This is a genomic window from Acinetobacter modestus (assembly GCF_014636095.1).
In the GTDB taxonomy this organism is placed as follows: Bacteria; Pseudomonadota; Gammaproteobacteria; order Pseudomonadales; family Moraxellaceae; genus Acinetobacter; species Acinetobacter modestus.
In genome coordinates, this window is the sequence record NZ_BMDV01000002.1 from 90,540 (window position 1) to 108,410 (window position 17,871).

At 39.0% G+C, this 17,871-nt stretch carries 14 protein-coding genes; 12 read left to right on the plus strand and 2 right to left on the minus strand.

The window, feature by feature from the left end; translation table 11 throughout:
- The first annotated feature begins 143 nt into the window (after positions 1-143).
- The 4 genes from IEV17_RS04490 (at position 144) to IEV17_RS04505 (ending at position 3,456) form a co-directional block, all read left to right on the plus strand.
- Positions 144-1,277, plus strand: a complete 1,134-nt coding sequence (locus IEV17_RS04490; protein ID WP_004660917.1) for an LLM class flavin-dependent oxidoreductase — start codon at positions 144-146, stop codon at positions 1,275-1,277.
- A 190-nt stretch (positions 1,278-1,467) separates the two neighbouring features.
- Positions 1,468-2,283, plus strand: coding sequence for an energy transducer TonB (locus tag IEV17_RS04495; protein ID WP_004660920.1), 816 nt, complete (start codon positions 1,468-1,470; stop codon positions 2,281-2,283).
- 31 nt (positions 2,284-2,314) lie between these two features.
- Complete coding sequence (locus IEV17_RS04500) at positions 2,315-3,052, plus strand: MotA/TolQ/ExbB proton channel family protein (protein ID WP_004660922.1); 738 nt, start codon at positions 2,315-2,317, stop codon at positions 3,050-3,052.
- Positions 3,052-3,456 (plus strand): ExbD/TolR family protein, encoded by a 405-nt coding sequence (locus tag IEV17_RS04505; RefSeq protein WP_004655022.1) that lies wholly within the window; start codon positions 3,052-3,054, stop codon positions 3,454-3,456. Before IEV17_RS04500 ends, IEV17_RS04505 begins: the two co-directional genes overlap by 1 nt.
- A 106-nt stretch (positions 3,457-3,562) precedes the next feature.
- Here IEV17_RS04505 and IEV17_RS04510 read toward each other — a convergent pair whose 3' ends face one another.
- On the minus strand, positions 3,563-5,146 hold the full coding sequence (locus IEV17_RS04510) for an ABC transporter substrate-binding protein (protein ID WP_004660923.1): 1,584 nt from the start codon (positions 5,144-5,146) through the stop codon (positions 3,563-3,565).
- Between the two features lie 275 nt (positions 5,147-5,421).
- On the opposite strand from IEV17_RS04510, the gene IEV17_RS04515 reads away from it, so the two are divergent.
- From IEV17_RS04515 to IEV17_RS04550, 8 genes are all read left to right on the plus strand, one after another.
- Positions 5,422-8,034: a TonB-dependent receptor gene (locus tag IEV17_RS04515; RefSeq protein WP_004660924.1), complete on the plus strand. Its 2,613-nt coding sequence runs from the start codon at positions 5,422-5,424 to the stop codon at positions 8,032-8,034.
- Positions 8,035-8,275: 241 nt separating this feature from the next.
- Complete coding sequence (locus IEV17_RS04520) at positions 8,276-10,609, plus strand: TonB-dependent receptor (RefSeq protein ID WP_004660925.1); 2,334 nt, start codon at positions 8,276-8,278, stop codon at positions 10,607-10,609.
- Positions 10,610-10,628: 19 nt separating this feature from the next.
- Positions 10,629-11,822 carry an LLM class flavin-dependent oxidoreductase gene (locus IEV17_RS04525; RefSeq protein ID WP_004660926.1) on the plus strand — a complete coding sequence of 398 codons (1,194 nt, stop codon included), beginning with the start codon at positions 10,629-10,631 and terminating at the stop codon, positions 11,820-11,822.
- A 93-nt stretch (positions 11,823-11,915) separates the two neighbouring features.
- Complete coding sequence (msuE, locus tag IEV17_RS04530; RefSeq protein ID WP_004660929.1) at positions 11,916-12,638, plus strand: FMN reductase; 723 nt, start codon at positions 11,916-11,918, stop codon at positions 12,636-12,638.
- Between the two features lie 225 nt (positions 12,639-12,863).
- Positions 12,864-13,127: a TIGR03643 family protein gene (locus IEV17_RS04535; protein WP_034601686.1), complete on the plus strand. Its 264-nt coding sequence runs from the start codon at positions 12,864-12,866 to the stop codon at positions 13,125-13,127.
- Positions 13,128-13,224: 97 nt separating this feature from the next.
- The gene (nudC, locus tag IEV17_RS04540; RefSeq protein ID WP_004660933.1) at positions 13,225-13,998 is read left to right on the plus strand and encodes an NAD(+) diphosphatase; all 774 of its coding nucleotides are present in this window, start codon (positions 13,225-13,227) and stop codon (positions 13,996-13,998) included.
- Positions 13,999-14,319: 321 nt separating this feature from the next.
- Entirely contained in the window at positions 14,320-14,829 is a 510-nt protein-coding gene (locus tag IEV17_RS04545) for a cytochrome b (RefSeq protein ID WP_004660937.1), read from the plus strand.
- Positions 14,830-14,848: 19 nt separating this feature from the next.
- Positions 14,849-15,733, plus strand: coding sequence for a cation diffusion facilitator family transporter (locus IEV17_RS04550; RefSeq protein WP_004660938.1), 885 nt, complete (start codon positions 14,849-14,851; stop codon positions 15,731-15,733).
- Positions 15,734-15,798: 65 nt separating this feature from the next.
- On the opposite strand, the gene dsbD is transcribed toward IEV17_RS04550, so the two are convergent.
- On the minus strand, positions 15,799-17,706 hold the full coding sequence (dsbD, locus tag IEV17_RS04555) for a protein-disulfide reductase DsbD (RefSeq protein ID WP_004660940.1): 1,908 nt from the start codon (positions 17,704-17,706) through the stop codon (positions 15,799-15,801).
- Positions 17,707-17,871 lie beyond the last annotated feature (165 nt).

Genomic DNA, 17,871 nt, shown 5'->3' on the forward strand with positions numbered 1-17,871 from the left:
CTGTGTTTTGGTGTATTTTTACAAAGTTTAAATAAAACAATGATATATGTTAAAAAAATATCGAATAAAAAGCGGCATGATTTCTGCTCATGACATAGCTAACGAACACGATGTCGTGAAATGTTTAATTATTGAGAACTATTATGTCAGTTGAGTTTTTATGGAGAATTCCTGTTCATGGGGATGGTCGTCGAGCACATCAGTTACATACCCGTGGTGAATGGAATCAGTTAAATCCAGCAATTCAATCTCCACAACGCGTGGCACCGCAACATGAAGATCAGTTGTTTGCCTATTATGATTATGTACAACAAGTGGCAAAAGCGGCTGATATTGTTGGTTTTCATGGCGCTTTGATTCCCGCTTTTCCTCATACTGAAGAGCCTTGGGTATTGGCTTCAGCATTGGCAAGGGAAACCAAACGACTTCGACTGTTGATTGCGATTCAGCCGTGGTTTATTCATCCAGCCTATGCCAGTCAAATGGCTGCCAGTTTACAGCGTTTAAGTCAGGGGAGAGTAGAGTGGAATGTCATTTCAGGTGGAGGCGGTGCACAGCAACGTGCTTACGGTGATTTTATTGAACATGACCAGCGCTATGCACGGACCAACGAGTTTTTGGAGTTTGTAAAAGGTTATTCACATCATGCTCCATTTGACTATGATGGCAAGTTTTTTCATGTTGAGCAGGGTGGGTTGAGATACCCAATGAATCAATATGATGTACCTCGGTTATGGTTGGCTGGTGCGAGTGATGCCGCCTTACAAGTCGCAGGACGTCATGCTGATATTCACTTAACTTGGGGTGAACCTGTTGAGCAACAGAAAAAAGTCATTGAACAGGCGCGAGCATTTTTTAAACAAAACTCGCCTGATCGTAACGTTAAATTTGGTATGCGTATTGATATTTTAGCGCGACCAACCCAAGAGCAAGCTTTTCAGGAGCTTAAACAGATGTATGAAACCATTGCTGTTGATGGTCATGCCTTTGAACGAAAAGATACTGAGTCGGTTGGTGCAAAACGTCAGCAGGCTTTGGCGCAGGGCAATCGTTTCGAAGACTTATTTGTAAGTCCGAACGTTTGGGCGGGTATGTCTAATGTACGTGGCGGACCAAACTGTATTTTAGTGGGTAGCTATGAACAGGTTGCAGAGCGTTTGCAAGAATATATTGATATTGGTGTTGGTCATTTCATTTTAGCCAGTAACCCTCATTTGGAAGAAGCCTATCGGGTAGCAGAAGAGGTCTTACCGCTGGTTGGATATAAATTAAAATAATAAATTTAGATCCCTTTGATATATCAAAGGGATCTTGTTGTTTGAACAGCATAACACTGTCTGAAAACCAACATATTGAATATCGATTAATTGAGAAGTTCTGATTAAAGATATAAAAATCAAATACTTGTTCTTTTGGCATGACTTGTGCAATTTTTTATTCAATATTTTATTTTTCTTTTAAAACCCCATGAGTGAACTACTATTTAACTCGCATAAACGGGCGTTGCTATTTGAACAATATGCACCTGAAGCTTGTTCAAACAACATAGCAGATCCGTTTACACGGCATTCCTTGGCGCTTAGGCAACCTTCTCCACCACGCTTGAATAAAGTGTTGATTGCGATTATTGCAGTTGCTTCTGCGCATTTAGGAATTTGGTATATCGCAAAACACTTGCCTACACCTACTTTGGATATTCATAAGCCAGAACCCGTGGTGATTGAAATTGTAAAACCTGAAGAACCACCCAAAGTGATTGAACCTAAAATTCCTCCTGTAACAGAGAAACCTAAAATTCCACCGGTTGTGGAAAAGCCAAAACCAATAGTTAAACAGGTTGAACAACCCAAACCTGTACAGAAAGCGGTAGAGCAACCTAAAGCAATTACTCAGCCTACGCCACAAAAAGTTGAAGAGGCTGTTGTGACCAAAGAGGTGACTCCTGCACCTGTTCAGAAAGTGGTTGAACCTGTGAAGTCGGTCGATGACAACTTACCTGTGACGGAAGCGAAAGGATATGCAGGTTATCTGAGTAACCCTGCACCCGAATATCCAGAACAGGCACTCGAACGTGGTTGGGAGGGTTCTGTGATTTTAAGGGTCAAAGTATTAGCAAATGGTAGCCCTGATACGGTCAGTGTCAAGCAAAGTAGTGGCAAAAAACTTTTAGATAGCGCTGCTGTAAGAACAGTAAAGCAATGGAAATTTTCACCCGCTTTAAAAGGTAAAACCCCTGTAGAAGGTTGGGTCGATGTTCCAATTCATTATCAATTACCGAAATAAATTTAATTTTATAGATTAAGAGGATATTCACATGACTGACATTAATTCATTGATCCATGACGGCACTATCTGGTTATTGGTTGCTTTCTCTATTGTGACTTGGGCACTGGTTGTAATTAAAATCGTTCAGACCCAAAGAGCATCAAAACAAGATAAACGTTTCGTAGAGGCGTTTTGGAAAGCAAAAAATTTATCTGACGCCGTGACTAAATCTGAATCGGGTCAAGGACCAGCAGCACGTGTTGCAAATGCGGGGTTTAAAACACTGATAGAAGCAGATGAAAAAACACACCATGACTTGCAAAACAGTTGGAGCCGTCAGGACCTATTGGAACGTCACTTACGTAAACAGATTCTAACTGAACGTCGTCAATTGGAGAAAGGTTCAGCGCTATTGGCATCTATTGGTAACAATGCACCCTTTATTGGTTTGTTTGGCACAGTATTCGGAATCATTCATGCATTACAGGCGATTGCCCATTCTGGTAATGCAAGTATGGATGTCGTTGCTGGACCGATTGGTGAAGCATTGATTGCAACAGGAATTGGTATCGCTGTTGCTGTACCTGCAGTGCTTGCCTATAACTACTTTGTACGTAAAGTTAAAGCGATTGGTGCAGACTTAGATGATTTTGCAACAGATTTTGTCAGTTTAAATCAAAAGGCTGGTTTTCAATTGCCGACTGCTAAAACCAAAAATACAGCAGAGAGTACGATTCTGAATGATGCTTCAACAAAAGAAGTGAAAGAGAAAGGAGTATTTGCATAATGGCAATTTCTACCTCTCAAGACGATGATGTGGTGAGTGAAATCAACATTACACCGCTGGTGGATGTGATGTTGGTTTTGCTGATTGTCTTTATCGTCACAGCACCTTTGCTGACCAATACGGTGAAAGTCAATTTACCTAAGGCCGCACCGACTCAATCCACTGATCAGAATAAAGCTGTCGTGATTAGTGTTAATCCACAGGGTGAGATATTTTTGGATAAGGACAAAGTGTCACTTGCAAGTTTTGAACAAGAAATTCAGTCACGCAAGAATAGCAACCCGAAGCTGGCTTTGAACCTGAATGCAGATGAAACTGTTCCGTATGGAACTGTGGCAAAATTATTGGCAAGTATTGAACGAGTTGGTGTAGATAAATTATCGGTGATCACTGTTCCTCAATAATCCCAGCCACATCTTAAATAGCTGCTTCGGCAGCTTTTTTAATTTATTCTGCCAGCAGAATAAAAATCCCCTCATAAAGAGGGGAAGCAAAGTTAAAGGGATGTACTTAAGCCTTCCATAATTTCTCAAAACGCCACGTTGGAAAAATAGTATGTTCTGGGGCTAAGCCTCCAATATTTTTTGTGGCTGCATCAATGGTATGGCTAAATCCCCAGATCAGCATTCCACCACGTTCATGTTGAATTTTCTGTGCTTGGGTCAAATACACTTTTCGCTTTGCTAAATCTGGTTCGGCAAGCGCCTTATAAAACAACTCACTATATTCAGGATCTTTAAAATTGATTTTATTGGTTGTTGAAATCGGTGCATCATTGACAACAGCAGTAGATAAATAGGGTGTACCGACATTGGTTGCGTTACTCGACAATTGCCATTTATTGCGGTCTGCTCCATTAAATGTAGCGGCATCGACTTGTTTGACTCGTATAGTCACATTGGCATGTTTTGCTTGTTCTGCAAAGATCAGTGCAGGTTGGGCGCTGCCAGCAGGCGCAACAAGTTCAACATTTAAACCATCTTTAAAACCAGCTTGTGCTAATAATTTTTTTGCTTCCTCGATATTTTGCTGACGTTGGGGTAGGTTAAGAAAAGCAGGGTCCTGTGGTGAGTAGAGATCATTGGCAATACGCCCCTGACCATTTAACCCACGTTGTACAAGTTCCTCACGATTGGCAATTAAACGAAATGCCTGACGGACTTTAGGATCATTAAAAGGGGCCTGTTGCGTATTAAAGTCAAAACCATTATGGGTATTGGTTTCAGAACGAATGGTTTGAATATGTTTCGCTTGCTCCAGAATTTTAATGTATTCAGGTGAAATGGCATTGGCGATATCAATTTGTCCTGCTAATAAAGCATTTAAACGTGAGACTTGATCTTTAAAATCAATCACTTCAAAACTGTCTGCATAAGGTTTATCCGCTTTAAAATAGTTTTCAAAACGGGTGAAGACAGAACGTTGACCAGGGATAAACTGTTTGACTTTATAAGGCCCAGCGCCGACTGGATTGTGGATTGGATCAAAGTCGGTAGGTACGATTCCACCAAAATTCACCCAAGTTTCAGGTAGTGCAACGAAACCAGCAATTGAATTGATAAAAGGAATACGAACGGTATATTCATCTAATTTTTGAATGCGATCCCGATCAATCCATTGCACCAGACTTCGAAACGGTGACGCAAGCTTTGGGTCAGTTAAACGCTTGACTGAGAAAATCACATCATCAGCAGTCATTGTTTTACCGTGATGGAATTCTAGACCTTTACGTAGACGAATGGTCCATTCACTCGCATTATGATTTGGTTCAGAAAATTCAGCCAAAGCAAGACGTGGCAGCATATTTTCATCCCATTCCCATAGCTTGTTATATATGGCAAAACCTCGGGTAATTCCTGCGCTTGAAGTAGACAGATGTGGATCTAAACTGCCTGACTGTTGTCCACCAATTAGACCCAATCGAATCGTTCCACCATGTTTGGGAGAGCGTGAAGATGGGCTCTGTGCTTCAGTACCCTTTTGTGGTGATTGATCGCAGCCAGACAAGCTCCCTATTAAAGAAACACCACCTACTGCGGTAAGACTTTGTGCTAAAAACTTTCGACGTGACAATAGAATTGATCGACTTGTCATTATAAATACTCATATTGGATAGTCATCTTTATGGACTTGCAGAATAAATGCCAATAATTTATTTATATTTATCAGCGCCTTATTTGATTGTGGTTTTTGTTTACTGTCTTTATTTCAACAAATCTGTTGAAAAAATAAACATTTATAAAGCTGATATCTAAATATATAAAAATTAAAAACTATTAAATCAATATCTTGGGTGTCGTTTTGAGGATTTTTAATGATTGGCATAGGCCTTGCGTAACGTACTGTAAATTTACTTTACTGAGTATGATATGAAGCAGCCTTATCAATTAAAACCTTTAGTGATTGCCTTAGCTTTTTCGGGGGCATCTTTACCCATACATGTTTTTGCCGAAGAAACCCAAAATACATCGGCAAATACTGAAAGTGATGTGATTACTTTGGCAGATGTCGTGGTGACTGGTGCAAATAAAAAACAAACTGTTGTTCCCAAACGTAAAGTGACTTCAATCTATGGAACGGATAGCTCTGTATTAGACACACCTCGTGTAGTGTCCCAAGTATCGGAACAACAATTTCGTGAAGATGTGATTCGTAGTGCGGATGATCTTGTTAAATATGCGCCGAGTATTACCCGAGGCGGTGGACAAAATGCCAATTTTGCACCACAGATACGGGGGCAAAATTCAGAAGTCTTTCAAGATAGTCAACGAATTTATAGTACCCGTCATCCGACCAATTTAAATGCCTATGAAGCAGCAGATATTGTTGCGGGGCCGACGGGAGTGATTTTTGCGCCTACTTCGGGTTCAGGTGGATATATTAATTATCTCACTAAAAAACCTAACTTTAATAAAGCAGAAACAACGATTTCTGGCTCAGTTGGTTCAATCTATGCAGGAAAAGGTACAGAACCTAATTTTTCTGTCAGTATTGATCATACAGCCCCGATTTCTAAAGAACTTGCATTTCGTGTCAGTGCAACAGCCCAAAAAACTGATGATTATTATGACAATGTGAAAAATAATTTTAATGCATTCTATGGCGCCTTAGCTTGGCGTCCAGATGATAGTCTACGTGTCGACTGGAATATAAGTTATGACGATTATTATGATTTTAATGTGACACATGGTTGGAATAGGGCAACACAACAATCTGTTGATAACCGTCAGTATTACAAAGGTAGAGCTACGCCAATTATTCAAAATGGTTCAGCTTTCTGGTCACCTGTATTTGAATCTGGAGCTGCGAATTCCAAAGTGATTGGTTGGCAGAATCGACAAAAGAATGATAAAAACCAATATATTGCTGTAGGCCCAGTTCAAACAACACCTTTACCTAATGCAACAGCAAATCAGGCTGGAACGATTCGAGGTTGGGTCTATGATCCATCTATACCTGGCAATGGCTTGGTCAAACTAGACGATAATATTTCTGGTCGAAGTGAAGATAAAAATAGTGCCAAACGATTCAGCACCCAATTAAAATTAGTTAAAGATTTGAATACGCATTGGTCTGTTTCTAATAGTACGCTTTATCAAAATAATAAGGATTTAGGTGATTCAGTTGGGAGTTTCTTTACTGATCTGGAACATGAGTTATTTGATAATCGCTTAGAATTCCTCGCTGATTATGAATTCGAGTTGTTTGGCCTGAAAGTGAATAATAAAAGCAGTACAGGAGGCGCATTTCGCCGTGAGGAATTTACTTCTTTAGCGGCAAATAATAGTTTTAATATTAATCCTTATGATCTGACCAATGATCCTTCTCAAAAAAATCCAGGGGATTTACTTGGGTTGATCAATAATAACAGTTCAACAGGAGGTTGGATTGGACAGGCTGGTGTTCCTCAATATTCTCAATACTTTGGTTATTTAAATTTGCCAAGGATGTATCCAGTCGGCCATGGCTTATATGCTGAAAAAGGTGGTTTCCCTCCCAATGGTGGTGGTGCTGTTTATACAGGAACGGGGTCTTGGGATACGTGGAGTGTGTTTACTCAGCAGAACTTTACTTTTAATGATGTGTTTGGCATTAATCTTGGGGTTAATCACAGTTCAATCAAAGCCAAACTGGAAAACCCGTTGGTCTTAGTGCCGACAGATGTCCGTTCAGATCGCAATACATATAGTTTGCTCAGTTATCAAGCCAGTACATTTATCAAGCCAACAGAAAAAAGTACCCTGTATTTTACCTATGATAAGAGCACTGCGCTTAACACAGGTGTTTTCGGCCCATTTCTAATTTGGGGGGCAGGCAATCAACTGAATCCTTTAGCTTTTGACAGTCAAAGTGAATTAAAAGAATTGGGATTTAAATATGAACCGATCATCGATCAACTATTTCTCACATTAAGCGGATTTGAGCAGAAGCGAGATTTATCGCCTGATACAAATGGCAATATGGCACGCTTTGAAGTGAAAGGGATTGAATCTTCACTACGTTGGCAGCTACAAAAAAATATTGCGATAGGTGGAAACTTAACCTATTTGAATGCTGAATATACCTCAATTATTCCAGCAGGATTTTCTCCCTTTGGCTTCCACGCAGATAATGCGACTGTCTGGGGGGACAGTAATGGGTTAAACCAGCGTAAAGCAGGGCGTTATGATGCGGCGGGCATTCCGAAATACTCTGCCAGTGCTTATGTGGATTATCAACATCAGTCAGGTTTTGGTGTAAATCTCTCAGGGTGGTGGACAAGTGACTGGTATACCAATTTAAGCCAGACGGTTAAAGTTCCAAATAACTATAATTTAGATTTGGGATTATACTATCGACAACCACAATGGACTGTGGGTTTAAATATTCTGAATTTAACCAATGAACGTAATTTTGTGAATGGTTTAGCTGGCGCAAATAGTGAATTCTTACAACCAATGCGTCCACTCACGGTGCAGGGACAATTTAGTTATAAATTTTAAATACATGAAATATTTTTAATTCTAAATAGCCATACAGTTGTATGGCTATTTTTTCTTTCATTTTTTTCAAAAACAAACAATGTTGGAATAACAACAACAACATAGGGGAAAATGTTTATCTATCAGCAAAATCTAATCATAAGTTTTACTTTTATTTTTTTAAGATATTGAAATTTATAAAATAAATTAAGTGGCATGGAAGTTGCCAATATAAGAATAGATTTATTTAAATGGAGTCACCATGTTTAAGGTCACAAAAATTAGGCAGAGTATTTTAACTGCTATGTGGGGAGTAACTGCAAGTGTTTCGACACTGGCTTTGGCAAATGAAGAGATCGATACAGGCATTACAGCTGAGCAACAAGCACAGGTAGTTAATGCAAAGGATGTCAAAAAATTAAGTGATGTGATTGTAACTGCGCAATATCGAGCACAAAATATTCAAAAAGTTCCAACTGCGATTACGGCTGTTTCTGGTAAAGATTTGGCTGCCAAGGGCTCAACTTTTATTGGTGATGTTTTAACGTATACACCGAATGCAGCAGCGGAAAATCCAGATGGTGATAGCCGACCACGTTGGTATATCCGCGGTTTGGGTACAGGGGATGTTGCTGCATCGACTGTGTTCCCTGTTGGAATTTATGCAGATGGTGTTTATTTGAATGCACCCGTTGCAGGTGCAGGAGACTTATTCGATCTAGAGCGGATCGAGGTTTTACGTGGGCCACAGGGGACGCTCTACGGTAAAAATACTACAGCAGGTGCGGTTAATTATATTTCTAAAAGACCAACTTTCTCAGAAAAACCAAATGGCTATGCAACGATAGGTGTAGGTGATCATAACCTACGTACTTTCGAGGGGGCTGCCAATGGCAAAGTCTCAGACAATATTGCAGTGCGGGGAGCTTTTTACTCTGAAGATCGTGATGGTTATGCAAAGAATTTGGCTAACGGCGAAGATTATGGTGATGTTGATAAGAAATCTTTCCGTTTCCAGATTTTAGGTAAAGTGAATGACCAATGGAATGCATTAGTTAATTTACATAGTCAAACCTATAATGGTTTAGGAAACAATGGTTCCTTAAGTATAGGCAAATATTGGGGCATTTATGAAAGGCCAGAGGGACGTAATACCAATTTAGATTTAGATGAAAGTAATAAAATTCAACATGATGGTGCTTCATTTACTTTAAATGGAGATTTGGGTGGAGGCCATAGCTTTACCTCAATCACGGCTTTTGACAAGACCACACAAAAGTCGATTTCAGATGGTGATTACACCCCTTATGACGTTGCGCGAAGTTATAGCGATAATGAATGGCGTCAATATAGCCAAGAGTTTCGAATTTCATCCGATGCGAACAAACGTTTAAGTTGGATTGCAGGATTACATTATTTTAACGAAGACTTAGATTCTACAGGTGTGAGTGCACGTGTAAACAAAACGTTGCCAAATGGTGCTGCGGCACAAACGGCATCAACCCCTGCATTTAGAGACATTACTTATAATCAAGCCACACAAAGTTTTGCCGTATTTGGAAATAGTACTTATAAATTTACAGATAAATTTAAGGTGACTGGTGGATTACGCTGGACCAGTGAAGAAAAAGATATTGATCTCGACCTGACTCAGATTACAACAGGCGACTACACCAAAGGCAGTTGGTGGAAAAAAGATGGGTATAGCAGTGCCATCTATAACCCAACTCCAAATGCGAACGGTTCAACAAGCCGTAAGAAAACATGGAATGAGTTGACCTATGACATTACACCAGAATATGAAATTACACCTGATTTAAATACTTATTTCAGATTTGCACGTGGTTTCCGTTCTGGTGGTTTTAATACGGGTTTATCGCGTAGTTTAACTGAACTTGCTGACGTTAGCCCTGAATATTTAAACAGTTACGAGCTCGGTTTGAAATCTAGCTTACTGGGTGGGGATTTAGTCGCAAATGCCAATATTTTCTATTATGACTATAAAGATATCCAGACCAATTTATTAGTTGCAACAGAGGGGCAAGGGGGCGGTGTTACTTCAGTTTTAGCCAATGGGCCAAAAGCAGAAGTGAAAGGTGCAGAGTTAGAGCTGGATTATTTAGCCACTGAAAATCTACGGTTACGTTTTGCAGGGGCTTATTTAGATAGCGAATATACTGACTTCGTTGACAAGAACCCGGTAACAAATGTGGTCAATGCTGACAATACTGGGAACAGTTTAGTCCGTTCACCCAAATATACCATCGGGGTTGGTGGTGAATATACCTTCAATTTAAATGATGGCGCTCGTATCGTTGTTGGTACTGACGCAAGTTATCGTGACCGTGAATATTTCTTGGTGAATCGTCAAGACTATTCGGTTGATCCAATCCTAAGCCAAAAATCTTATACTTTGTGGAATGCCAATATTGGTTATCACAGCGCAAATAATAAATATCAGGTCAATACCTATGTTAAGAATTTGCTGAATGAAGAATATCAGGTACATGGTCGTCCAAATGGCCCAACAGGACAATATGTTTTAACCTACGGAAACCCACGCCAAGTTGGTGTTTCTCTCACAGCCAAATTCTAACTGTTATAAGGAGAACATCATGGGAATTGAATTTTTTACTCGTTTACCTTTGCATGGTGAAGCTGAATTTTTAGCAGGCGATCCTCGTAATCGTGGTGATTGGGCGCGCGTATCTGGCGTGGAAAATACGGGAGCAACATCCAACTATCAAGTGGGTGATGACTTTACTTATATTGACTATTTAGCACAGGTGGCACGCGCAGCAGAAATCAATGGTTTCGCAGGTGCTTTGATGGTCAATGCACCAACAGGAGAGGAACCTTGGACTGTTTGTTCGCTATTAGCCAGAGAAACCAAGCGACTGAATTTTGTGACGGCATTCCAGCCTTATCACTTTAGTCCATACAATGCGGTACAAAGTGCTGCAACCTACCAACGTGCAACAGGCAATCGCTTGGTGTGGAATATTATTAATGGTGGATCCGAGGTGATTCAACGTCAGGTTGGAGATGCCACGCCTCATGATGACCGTTATATCCGCGCAACTGAGTTTCTCGATGTTGTAAAAGGTTATTGGTATAACGAATCATTCCATTACCAAGGCAAATATTATTCTGCTGAGGGCGGCGGATTAAAGTATCCACTCAATAAAGCTGAGTTACCGATCATTTGTACAGCTGGCTCTTCTGAAGCCGCACGTGAGTTTGGCGCTAAGCACGCAGATTATTATTTAATGCGTGCTGAAAAACCAAGTGAGATTGCCGCGTTGATTGCGGATGTACGTCAACGTGCTGCGAAGTATGGTCGAGACAACATCAAGTTTGGTCTATCCATTGATACAATCGCTCGCCGTACAGAACAAGAAGCTTTATCTGAGGCGCAACGCTATTTAGATGAAGCAGCAGAGAAGCAACGTTTACATGCTTCAGCTGCCCATGCAGGACTCAGATCAGCGCGAGTACTCAGTTTTGAAAAAGAATATGCGGATAAAGATGGCAGCAAAAATGTGAATGATTTCTTCATTCATCCCAATGTTTGGTCTGGCTTTGGCTACATTGGTATCCCTCCAGGTGTTGCTTTGGTGGGTAGCTACCAACAGATTGTTGAACGTATTAAGGAATATAACAGTATTGGAATCGACTTGTTCTTCCTAGCCGGTTACCCACATTTAGAAGAAGCTTATCGTTTGGGTGAACACGTTCTACCGCATTTTAAAAACCAACGTCAGGTATTACAACGTATACCCGAAGAATCAAAGTATCGTATTGCTTAGAATCGCTCTCAATCCTATTCAACCAAGACTTTAAATAGAAGTCTTGGTTTGTTCCATATAAGTCAAAGTATTAATTTTTCTAAAGGTCAAGTAATGTCATATTCAAATGATAAACCACTCAACATTGTCGCGGTTTCAGGTGGTCTTAACAGTCCATCAAAAACTGAAAGTTTGATTCAAACGATTTTGGATGAATTAGCACAGGCAATAGAAATAAATGTGAAGTTTGTAAAACTTAGTGAAATTGGTCCTTTATTGGGTGGTGCAATTTATCGGAGTCAGTTACCCAAAGAAGTACAAGATGATTTGGCTGCTATTGAAGCCGCTGATGCCTTAATCGTTGGTACACCAGTTTATCGTGCTTCTTTTACGGGGCTGTTTAAACACTTATTTGATTTTGTCGAGCAGACCGCTTTAGTGGATGTTCCAGTATTACTTGCTGCATCTGGTGGGAGTGATCGCCACGCTTTGGTACTTGAGCATCAACTTCGTCCTTTATTCAGCTTTTTCCAAGCACAGACTTTACCTATAGGTGTGTATGCAACAGATCGAGACTTTACTCCTGAATATACAGTCAAAAGTGAAGCATTGAATGACCGTATCTTACTTGCTGTGGCTCGAGCTTTACCTATTTTACAATGGGCACCAGCTAAAGGATTGCGTGAGCAAAAGGTTAAGGCTAAATCAGAAAAGGCCAATCAAGACTTAAGTATCAATAAACAAATTGAACAAGACTCAATTCTTCCATCTGTTGAAGTTCCTGATCTTGACGTAGCTGAGGCAAGACTACATCCTAAAAAGACCGCTGTCGTATAAAATGAATTCTATAAATTTGTAGATCAATCACTTATGTTTTTAAGGGAGATCTAACGTCTCCCTTGTTTAGATCATTTCTTTATACTACTTCATCTTAAGAAATCACAAATTTTTCATCTATAACATCTTAATATCATCCAAATATTTAAATTCTGATAACAGATGATTGATAGTCATCTATTGCATGAATTTTTGAGTTTAATTCTAAAAAGTAAGGATGATTTTGTGATTCAGACAGCTCAATATCTCGATGGCGATATATCCAGAATTATTGAAATGGCTTGGGAAGACAGAACCCCATTTGAAGCGATCTCTCGTGAATATGGTTTGAATGAATCAGCTGTAATCCGACTTATGCGGCTTCATTTACAAACCAATAGCTTTAAGCTTTGGCGGAAGAGAGTAAGTGGACGGAAGACAAAACATTTGCAGTTGCGTTCGCCTGAAGTTTCTCGTGGTTACTGCTCACGTCAATATAAACATCATTGAATAAGTTCAGTGACAAATTAGAAGCTTTCATTCATAACCAATTCTACAGCATAGATTTTATTTATATAGATCACTTGCATATCACTAAGGTAAAGTAATGTCTAATTTATCAATTGCTTATATTTTTCAAAAACAGCAGCTTTTAGTGGATCAAGATTTCCAACTTCCTCAAGTCCAAAGATTGCATAACGATCTGGCGTTATCAAGTGATCATAACGTGATTGCTCGAGATTTATGTGAAAATGAAACCATTCCTGAAGGATTCGATTTTGTACCGATTCGTCAATTAGTACAGTTTTGGAATAAGACGCAATTTGAGCAAGCAAGTCGAGCCGTACAACTACTTGAATGGCGACGTAATCATCAGTTTTGTGGTCGATGCGGAACTAAAACTACCCAGAGCATTGAGCAGTTTGCGATGGTTTGCTCAAGTTGTGGCTATACACAATATCCAAAAGTGAATCCATGTGTCATTACGATTATTACACGTGGTGATGATGAAATTCTACTCGCAAAAAATGCACGAAATAAAACGCAAATGTATAGTTTGATCGCGGGTTTTGTTGAGGTAGGGGAAACATTAGAAGATGCCGTTCGACGTGAGACACTTGAGGAAGTAGGCCTACACATTAAAAATATAAAATATTTGGCAAGTCAGCCTTGGCCATTTCCAAGCAATTTGATGGTTGCATTTAAAGCAGATTATCACGCGGGTGAAATTGAATTACAGCAAGATGAGATTAGTGATGCTCAATTTTTTAAATTTGATCAACTTCCAGAAATCCCATTTAAAGGCAGCATTGCCTATGCCATGATTATGCATATCATTCATGGTACAGCAGTCGCCGATGATACGAGTGAATGGTTGTAATATTTACTGATTCACTTATTAGCATTATTTGGGCGGATTGAGCCAATTTTATAATTCATATATCCAAGTATTTTATATTGAATTTTCGCATAAAATACTTTTGGATTATACATGAAAATAATTAGAGTTGTATTTACTCATGAATTTATAATGAATGAAATTGAGAATGATTACTTTTATTTAGTGTTAGATGATATTTATTTTTAGTTTTTGATATTTAAACTATTTTTTTTAAAATTAATTTAAATTTAAGATCCCTTTTATAATGTAATAGAATGTTTTTATATATTTTTGAAATATGAATTTTAATGTCGGGGTGGTATGAAAAATAAATATCCTTTTCCTGTAATGACAGTGCATTGGTTAACGTTTCTTCTTGTCGTACTTGCTTATATCACTGGTGGAGATCCAACAGTGCATCTAAAAAGTGGGGAACTGCATGTTTTTGCTGGAGTCTCTGTATTTCTGTTATTTTTTATCAGAATTATAATGATTTCTATTTATAAAAAAGATCTCCCACACAATAAGCCTATGAGTAAATATCAGAAAATTTTATTTTTAATGGTGAAACATACACTTTATTCATTGTTATTTTTAATTCCTGTATTGGGTTGGTTTACTTTATCTGGATTAACCGAAAGTTATCAGTTGTTTGGAGTGAATTTACCTTTAATAAGTAATTCATGGGACGTAGAAATAATTGGTGAAACTCATGAATTTCTTGGAAATTTTTTCATGGTACTTATAGGTTTACATGCATTAGCTGCCTTAATTCATCATTATGTATTTAAAGATAATGTTTTGAAAAGTATGCTTTATTTTAAAAAATGAACCAAGAGCTTAAAAGATTATGATTGAATCAAATATTGATCTTGGGTCGAGAGCAAAAGCTGCTTCCAAATCAACGTGGATAAGTGTTGTTGTTAATATCTTTTTGTCGATTGGACAGATATTGATTGGTATTTTTTCAAAATCACAAGGTCTAGTTGCAGATGGAATTCATACTTTAAGTGATTTAGTTGCGGATTTTATTGTATTGATAGCGAACCGTCATAGCCAAAAAGCACCTGACGATGCACATCCATATGGTTATCTTCGTTTTGAAAATGCAGCATCTTTTATACTTGGTCTGATCTTATTCATTGTTGGTATCGGCATGTTATGGACAGCTACGCATAAGATCCTTCATCCCGAACAAATTCTTAAAGTACATAGTGTGGCGCTTTGGGTAGCGATAACAGCCTTGATCTGTAAAGAACTTTTGTTCCGTTATATGCTCGCTATTGCCAAAAAAGTAAAATCAAGTTTATTGATTGCAAATGCTTGGCATGCACGTTCAGATGCAGCATCTTCTTTTGTTGTTGCCTTAGGGATTTTAGGTAATCTCGCAGGATATCCAATTCTTGATCCAATCGCAGCCTTAATTGTCGGGTTAATGATTGCCAAAATGGGGTTTGAGTTTAGCTGGACGGGTTTACATGATTTGATGGACAAGTCGGCGAACGAAGATGAAATAGCCGCGATCAAAGCAACTTTGTTGAAGAAAGACGGGATACTAGGTCTGCATCAACTGAGAACACGTAAAATGGGTGACATGATTATTGTCGATGTTCATTTGGAAGTCAGTGGCGAACAAAGTGTCAAAGAAGGGCACAGAATTGCAGTAGAGGCGAGAAATGAAGTCCTTAAAAATCATAATGTCATTGATGTTGTCACTCATATTGATCCAATATAGTGAGGCATTCAAAATGCAAAGGCATCTAGAATAAATTATATTCAAGATGCCTCGATTTGGATGATTTATTTAAGATGTGCAATCAGTTTATCAGCTTCTATTTCCCCTTGAACGCGTAAACTTTTTAATTCATTGCTATTATTGTCGATAAAAATGAGTGCAGGTGGGCCATACAAATGCATGGCTTGTAGCCATTCTTTTTGTACTTGACTGCTTTCGCTCATATCAAAACGAATTCTTTTATATTTCGAAAATGCTTCAATCACACGGCTATCGCGAAACGTTGAACGTTCCATAACTTGGCAAGCAGCACACCAATCAGCAGATACATCGATTACAACAGTCTGTTTATTTTGTTTGGCTTGATCTAATAAGGCTTGTAAAGCTTGCGGTTGACTCACTGTTTCAAAGACTACATTCGCTGGTTTAGTGGTATCGGGTGATACTGCCGTATGGCTTAAAGCAGCAAGTGGGTGTATAGGATCATCTTGGCCTGTTGCAGCACCGATCCATAAAAATAGCGCCAATACGCTAAGCCCAAGACCAAATGCTTTGACTAAGCGATCTTTATGGTTTTTTGCTTGTTCAAAAGCACCTAACCAAACCCCATAGCCTCCAAGTAAGGCACCCCACATCCATAGCGTTACACTTCCTGTCCAAACGCGAGATAGTAACCAAATTGCGACAGCGATTAATCCAACACCAAAAATACTCTTGATTTGCTCCATCCAGCTTCCAGAGCGTGGTAATAATTTAGCACTTGTGGTGCCTAGGATAATTAATGGAATTCCCATACCTAGTCCTAAACTAAATAATGCCATTCCACCAAGTAAAGCATCACCAGTGGCACTGATATAGACCAATACACCCGCTAAAGGCGCAGAAACACAGGGTGAAACAACAAGTGCTGAAAGTGCACCCATCAGTGCAACCGAACCAATGCGCCCACCTTTTTGTTGTTGAGAAAATCGATCTAATTTGTTTTGAACAAAATGTGGCAATTGTAGGGTGTATACACCAAACATACCAAAAGCCAAAACAATAAACAAAATAGCAAAGCTGATAAGTACCGCTGGTGATTGTAGCCATAGTTGAAGATTTGCTTTCGCACCGAAATACCCCATGAGTGTTCCCATGATGGCATAACACACCGCCATACCCAGTACATAAGCAAGGGACAGTTTAAAACCTCTCCATCCTGTTAATCGCTCACTTTTTTCACCTGCAATCAAACCTGAAAGAATCGGCATCATGGGAAATACACAAGGTGTAAATGCCAGACCTGCACCTAAGACTAAAAGTGTTAATAAAATAAGTGGCACACTCGCATGATTTAAAAATGCAGCAAGACTAGAGGCGTTATTCAGATCGAAATTTTCATCTTTATTTTTTACAGGACTTATGGTTTCTAGTGTGGTGTTGGGCTTTTTAATACTAGTTGCAGAAACCAATTTTAATCCTTTGGGATGAATGGTGAGTACTTCATCTACAGGTGGAAAGCATAAGCCACTATCAGCACAACCTTGGTAACGCAATTTGATTTGGACTGTTTCTGGTTGGCCACTACCTAAATGCGTAATACCAACTTTCATTGTTGCAGCATCATGAAATACAGCCACACGTCCAAAATTAGGATCTTGTTTCCATACCATATGACCAGCAAGTTCGCTTGTATCTATCGTCACATCTTTTGGTGTGAAGACTTCTACATGAATTCGATCTCGATACAAACTGTAATTGGGTGCAATCGTCCATTTCAAATTTAGTGCAGCTTGATTTTGATCTGGTTGTACTTTTAATGAAAATGCTTGTTCTACAGGCAAAAAGCTATCTTGAGTTGTATCCACAACTTTCGAGAAATCAGGTGTAGCTGCATTCACGATTTGCAGTGATAAAAAACCTAAAATTAAAACAATAAAAATATGCAGTGTAGATCTATAAACATCTTGAATCGGATTGAAGAACGGTCTCATCCAGACATCCCCTAATTTCATTTATACGGACGTACATTTTTTGCTGGATGAAGCGTACTGAAGTTAATCACAACTTGCCTTAACACTTGCTTAAGCGATTGCTGGATTGTCTTAAGCAAGTGTTAATGTTTGACCGATTGCATTTCATTAGTCTATGAGCTGAGG